This window comes from Psychrobacter sp. 72-O-c (assembly GCF_904846605.1).
In the GTDB taxonomy this organism is placed as follows: domain Bacteria; phylum Pseudomonadota; class Gammaproteobacteria; order Pseudomonadales; family Moraxellaceae; genus Psychrobacter.
In genome coordinates this window covers 1-6,219 of record NZ_CAJHBI010000057.1, presented here as the reverse complement: position 1 = coordinate 6,219, position 6,219 = coordinate 1, and the positions used below count along the sequence as shown (strand labels likewise).

Genomic DNA, 6,219 nt, shown 5'->3' with positions numbered 1-6,219 from the left:
GCACACTTAAAACGGTTCAGAGCAGTAGCCACCAGATACGATAAACTTAAGCAAAGTTATGAGAATACAGTGGCGCTAGCTTGCGCTTATATCTGGCTTAAATTATGAATGTTCAACAGGCCCTAATAAATGATGCCACTTATCAGAGTATGTCTTTATACATCGTCGTCACCTCTTCTAATGTCATATCCTTGGGATTGGTCGCAATGAGCCGCGCATAAGTATTGATAACGATGTCCGCTAGAGCCGGAATATCCTTTTCCGTAATATCTAATTCACTTAAACGATATTTAAGACCACTCATCTTTAAAAATCTTTGCAATTGACCAATAAAGCGCTCTGCTGCTACTAGATCAGTCATATTAGATATCTGGGTGGGCATTACGGCACGGGCCAGTTCTGCGTACATAGGTGCTGCTTCTGACAAATTAAAAGTAAACACACCGCACATGACGAGCGCATTGGCATGGCCATGGGGAATATGGAAGTTGATACTAAGTGGATAAGAGAGTCCATGGACAGCCGCTACTGAAGAATTGACAAATGCGATACCAGCCAGCGTTGAGCCTAATAACATCTCGGATCGAGCATCTATATCATCACCTTGCTCCAGTACTCGTTCAAAATTATTCCATAGCATTTGCAAGCCTTTAATGGCTAATGCATCTGAAATCGGGTTTTTTTTAGTACGACTGGTATAAGCTTCAATACAATGCACCATGGCATCAAGCGCCGTCGCAGCAGTAATATGGCGAGGTAATTTGAGCGTCAGCGTCGCATCTAAGATCGCGACATCCGGTAGAATTTTAGGGGTATAAATAGCCTTTTTACTGCCATCTTTCGCAGTGATTACTGATACAAAGGTGGCCTCTGCACCAGTGCCGGCAGTGGTTGGTATCGCGAATAACGGTAACTTCTTAAAGCCGCTCAAATCACGATCTAAGATATCATTGACTGATTCGAAATCATTGGGATATAAAGCGACGATTTTTGCCGTATCAATAGAGCTGCCACCGCCTAAACCAATAACCAAGTCGCAGTGATTGCTTCTGGCGAGTGTAATAGCGTCGTTAACGACCTCAACAGGTGGATCAGCAACGACGGTATCAAAAACCACGACTTCAACACCAGCTTCTTGTAAAGACTGCTGTGCGATATCAACGTAACCCAGTTGCGAGATGCCAGCGTCAGTGACGATAATGGCTGATGTTGCAGAGTACTGCTTAGCTAGCTCTCCTAGTTTTTGGCGCATACTGTCAGCTTCACTGATGATATGTCCGTTAGTGTAAAACTCAATTCCTGTCATACTATTCTTCCTTGTTTAAATATTCTACGTTATAAAGCTTTGAGAAATCCAATTTCATAAGATTTATAACCATAGCAATTATGACACAGTTTATGACATAGACCACCACCCCTGATTAGGATGTCTTTGCCTTTTTACACTTGTCTATTTTTAGCGCTACTTGTTTTATCGGCGCTCATCTATACGTTTGACGTCATCGCCAACTATATGCCAATCATCGACTTATTGTGTGCGACTGTATTGAGTATCCTAGAGCAATTGTCGACTACTGCACCACTGGATAAGCTTTCAATAGGTATCTTTTATCATTACGAGATTACAAAAGGAATCCTGTAATAATGTGGTAAGGTAAAAAATCCTACGAAATTAGGGTGGTACGCAGAGACTATTGTTTTTAATCACTTTTTATTATCAATTATTCTATCTGTCTACGTAAATGAACTTTGGCTGAGACTGTCTGTCCGATCATGATTTGGCCATTATCTATTGGATTTATCTTACAAACCCACTGAATAAAGAGACTTATATGACTATCTTTCGTACCCTTGCAACCAGCGTTGCCATTCTTGCTATGCCAGCTTTGAGTTTCGCACACGACACCTCAGTACCGAATACCAATATTCCAACGGTCGTTCTAGAAAAAACCACACAGCAGTTCATCGACAGTCTAAAAGGCACGACGCCGATTAATCAGTTGCCTTATGCAAAAGCGCGTCAGGTCTTGATCGATACTCAGACTAAGGGCGTCACTGCTATGCCACCTGCGGACGTGCAAGAGATGACTTTTAAAGTCGGTATGGATGGTGAGTTCAAAGTCTATACTGTCCGTCCAGTGGGCACAAAAGGTAAAGCGCTACCGGGTGTGGTTTATTTTCATGGCGGCGGTTGGATACTGGGTAATTTTACCACTCATGAAAGGTTGATGCGTGATCTAGCGACCCAAGCAAATGCCGTGATGGTCTTTGTAGAATATAGCCCTGCACCTGAGAAAAAGCATCCGGTGCAATTGAATCAGACCTATGCTGTACTGAAATATGTATCAGAGAATGCTGCCACGTTCGGTATTGATTCCAATCAGCTGTCTATCGCAGGTGATTCAGTCGGTGGTCAGATGGTCGCTATCAATGCTGTACGTGCTAAAAACGAAGGTCTGCCACTCGACTCGATGGTTCTGTTCTATCCGGTGACTACCGCAGACTTAACCAGTAATTCTTATAAGTTGTTTGCAGATGGCCCATGGTTGAGTAAGGCAAGTATGCAATGGTTCTGGAATGCCTACTTACCTAAAGGTGTCGATAGCACGAATCCAAGAGTGTCGCCATTGAACTATAGCCAAAAGGATCTTGCAAACTTACCACCAGCGCTCGTGATTACTGATGCCAATGACGTGTTACGTGACGAGGGCGAAGCTTTTGCCTCTAAACTGACGCTGGCTGGTGTGAAGACCCAGAGTACGCGTTATGACTTTACGACCCATGATTTTGTGATGCTAAACCCATACGCGCAAACACCTGCGACGACAACGGCAATCACGGAAGCGGCTAACTTTTTGAAGAATAACTTCACTAAGTAGATATTTCATACAGTAACCAGTAGATTGTTGCTTCTAAATTAATAAAAAAGAGTAGGACTTAGTCCTACTCTTTTTTATGCGATATCCTCAACCATATCTTGTACTCATTCTAGAGGCGAGTCGTGTTGTAAGCATTATAAATTCATCTTTTAAGACATCACGATAAAGAGAGTTATTCCTCTTTTTTATCCAGCTATTAATAGCTCGACACTAATTTGAAAGTAATACTCCTCTTTTATAGTGATGCTGACGCTACCGTTATGAGCACGCGCAATCGCTTGCACGATGGACAATCCCAAACCTGTGCCTGCGTGCATCTCATTTGTTCTATCATGACGATAAAAGCGTTCAAATAATTTGTTAGCTTCACTCTGAGTCAAAGACTCATTCAAGCGATTGGTGAGGACTATTTCTAAAGAATGGGGCTTTAACGATGGCGACTTTAACGCAGACTGTTTTGGTTTTTTTGTGGCATTTGTAGCAGTATAAGTGCGCGCAGATGCTTTGGAGGAAGCTTCAATAGGGAACGCCTCAATGGTAATGACGCTATCGCTTGCGGCATAATAAATGGCGTTTGACATTAGATTGGCAAACAGTCTTTGTAATAAGCTTTCATCTCCCAGTACTGCTTGAAAGTCGCCCATTTTTTCAAAAAATATATTACGATCTTCGGCCATCATCTCATAATAGGAGGTAAGCTTAGTGACAAGAGCCTCGGTATCAACAAGATTGAGTTGTAAGTCAGTCAGTCCTTTCTGCGTCTTTGCTAGCAGCAGCATGTTATTAATCAGAGCAGATAGCTGCTCAAGGGTGTCATGTTGATGATGCAGCTGCTCAACATATTCATTGCTGTCTCTGGGCTTACTTAACATCACTTGGGTTTGGGTGCTTAGGGTAGCAAGCGGAGTACGCAGTTCATGCGCGATATTATCTGAGAAGCGTAATAACGATTCAAAATTGCTTTCCAGCTTCTCTATCATTAGATTGTAAGATTCCGCCAGTGGTCGCAACTCTCGAGGCATATTACTGACGATAACCCTTTCATGCAGCTGTTCAGGGTTAATCCCTTTCATCTTTTGGACGATAGTAGATAAAGGCGCGAATCCCCAATAGACACTTAACGCCGCTATTGAAACCAGCAGTAGCGTAATACCAATTAAAATCATACTCAGCTGACGGTTAAATTGTAATAAATACTGATGATGAACATCTATTGGCAACATAATAAGTGCTAAAATCTGATTGTTTTGAATAATGATGGCACGGTAATTTCTATTGTTTATAGTCAATACAAATTGTTGCTCATGATGGATTTGCTGTAACGCAAATAAGTTAAAATCTTTGGAGAGCTCATCGGCAAAGCTACTTGGCGCACTTGACAGCAGTTGTCCATTTTTATCAGATACTAAGGTCTTTAAATCATAATCAAGCCAAGAGGAATGTAAATGCTCAGCGTCGTTTGGCACCGGTGAATTTGGCAGATTTGATGACACCGTTTGGTCGTCCTGAGTCATCAACCGCTTACGTAGATTAAAGGCTGCATGGGTAATAATTTCTGAATCCATCTGCTCGAAATGACCACTAACAGAGCGTTGAACCCAGATATAGATGATGACTTGAGAGATAACCACAAATATCGTCAGCAAAAACACAGTACGCCATAGCAGTGGCCAACGTCGATTCTTAAATCTATATTTCATCTTATTTCAGATCGTCTTTGTCAGTGCTATCTTTATCAATACCAGTCTCTAGCGCATCTAATCTATAGCCCATCCCGCGCACGGTATGTATCAGTTTTATGTCAAACCCATCATCTATTTTTATCCGTAAGCGACGTATAGCAACATCAATAACGTTAGTATCACTATCAAAGTTGATATCCCATACTTGAGAGGCGATAACAGAGCGCGGCAGAACCTCACCTTGGCGTTCTAAGAAAAACTGTAGCAGAGAGAACTCTTTTGCGGTCAATTTAATGGCGGTATCGCCTCTATACACGGTGCGTTTAGCGATGTCCATTTTTAGATCAGCCACGTGCATGACGGAGCTTTTATAATCAGCTTGATTGGCACGGCGCAGTAGGCTTTTCATTCTTACAATCAGCTCAGCAAAGGCAAAAGGCTTGGTCAGATAGTCATCACCACCAATTTCAATACCTTTAACCCGATCGCTCAAATCATCTTTAGCGGTTAGAAATAAAACAGGGGTATGCTTACCAGCTGCTCGATAGCGTTGTACTAGCTCAAAGCCATTGACGTCAGGCAGCATCACATCCATCAGCACCACACTGAATTCTTCTGTCATTAACGCATGGTAGCCGTCTAAGCCTGTCATGTGATGATCAACGATGAATCCGGCCTCGGTTAAACCTTTTTTGATATATTCCCCGAGTTTCAATTCATCTTCTACTAACAGCACTTTCATAGTTTCTCTCCTTAATATTATTATAGTTGTCAACAGCCTATCACCAGCGTTGTTAGCTTATCAAAAGCTCTTGCCATAACTGTGCCCTCTGGACAAAAATATATTCTGATGCTAGCTGTTAATGGCAGAAAAATGACAGCATTGTGTTATTTCTAACAAACATGTCATGTCCCCGTCATTCAGCTGTCAGTCTGCATTTGGTATTCTAAACCAACGATACATAGTCGCTTTGCTTTGATACGGATTGCTGCTACGCGTTGTTGCTGTCAGTAGTTGATAAGCGTTTATAAGCGGTTTTTATAAGTGGTTATTTTACTTGAATGTCCAATTATTATTTGTCTTTTAAAAGGTTTTATATGAAAAGTTATGGTTCATTAAAAAATGTCGCACTGTTGTCTTTTTCGGTACTAATCGGAATGTCAGCTGCAAATGCACATACTACAAACTTAGATGCCTCTGTGCTTAGTAATTGTGATGCGGTCACTAGCTTTGCAAAAAATGCAGATCACAATGATGCACAGGTTTCTAGTATACAGATGAAAAGCTATGTCGATGCCAGAGTGGCCTGTCAGGTTCAGCATCAAGATCAACATTTGCAGTCTGAAAAGTATTTTGTGAAAAAGTATGGTAGTGATCGTGACCAGAACGCTGAAGCCATATTAAATGAATACGTTGCGCATTAAAATCCAAAGATGTGAAGATGACGAAATTGTAATCTTATTGTCATCTACCAGACAGAATGAATAAGGTATCATTTAAACTGATTTAATAGTCTTAAGCTTAAATAGCTTTCAACTCAATCAATAGGAATTAAATATGTGGTTATCTAAATCAATCGTAGCAACTGCTGTCGCATTAGTCGTCTCAACCTCTGCTATGGCACATTCTCCAGAAATGCATGCGCAGAAAGATCAGA

The 6,219-nt window shown here is 41.4% G+C and carries 6 protein-coding genes and 1 pseudogene; 4 read left to right on the top strand and 3 right to left on the bottom strand.

Annotated elements, in window-relative coordinates:
* Positions 1-108 (top strand): annotated as a pseudogene (locus JMX97_RS13455) (IS5/IS1182 family transposase); the annotation flags it as partial.
* A gap of 34 nt (positions 109-142) precedes the next feature.
* Here JMX97_RS13455 and JMX97_RS13450 read toward each other — a convergent pair.
* Complete coding sequence (locus JMX97_RS13450; RefSeq protein ID WP_201558927.1) at positions 143-1,306, bottom strand: iron-containing alcohol dehydrogenase; 1,164 nt, start codon at positions 1,304-1,306, stop codon at positions 143-145.
* A 126-nt stretch (positions 1,307-1,432) separates the two neighbouring features.
* On the opposite strand from JMX97_RS13450, the gene JMX97_RS13445 reads away from it, so the two are divergent.
* Entirely contained in the window at positions 1,433-1,642 is a 210-nt protein-coding gene (locus JMX97_RS13445) for a hypothetical protein (protein WP_201558925.1), read from the top strand.
* Between the two features lie 190 nt (positions 1,643-1,832).
* Positions 1,833-2,879: an alpha/beta hydrolase gene (locus tag JMX97_RS13440; protein ID WP_201558923.1), complete on the top strand. Its 1,047-nt coding sequence runs from the start codon at positions 1,833-1,835 to the stop codon at positions 2,877-2,879.
* Between the two features lie 185 nt (positions 2,880-3,064).
* Here the strand turns inward: JMX97_RS13440 and JMX97_RS13435 are convergent, their stop codons facing one another.
* Positions 3,065-4,579 (bottom strand): ATP-binding protein, encoded by a 1,515-nt coding sequence (locus tag JMX97_RS13435; RefSeq protein WP_201558921.1) that lies wholly within the window; start codon positions 4,577-4,579, stop codon positions 3,065-3,067.
* A gap of 1 nt (position 4,580) precedes the next feature.
* Entirely contained in the window at positions 4,581-5,303 is a 723-nt protein-coding gene (locus JMX97_RS13430) for a heavy metal response regulator transcription factor (RefSeq protein WP_201558920.1), read from the bottom strand.
* A 356-nt stretch (positions 5,304-5,659) separates the two neighbouring features.
* On the opposite strand from JMX97_RS13430, the gene JMX97_RS13425 reads away from it, so the two are divergent.
* Positions 5,660-5,986, top strand: a complete 327-nt coding sequence (locus JMX97_RS13425) for a hypothetical protein (RefSeq protein ID WP_201558919.1) — start codon at positions 5,660-5,662, stop codon at positions 5,984-5,986.
* Positions 5,987-6,219: the final 233 nt, after the last annotated feature.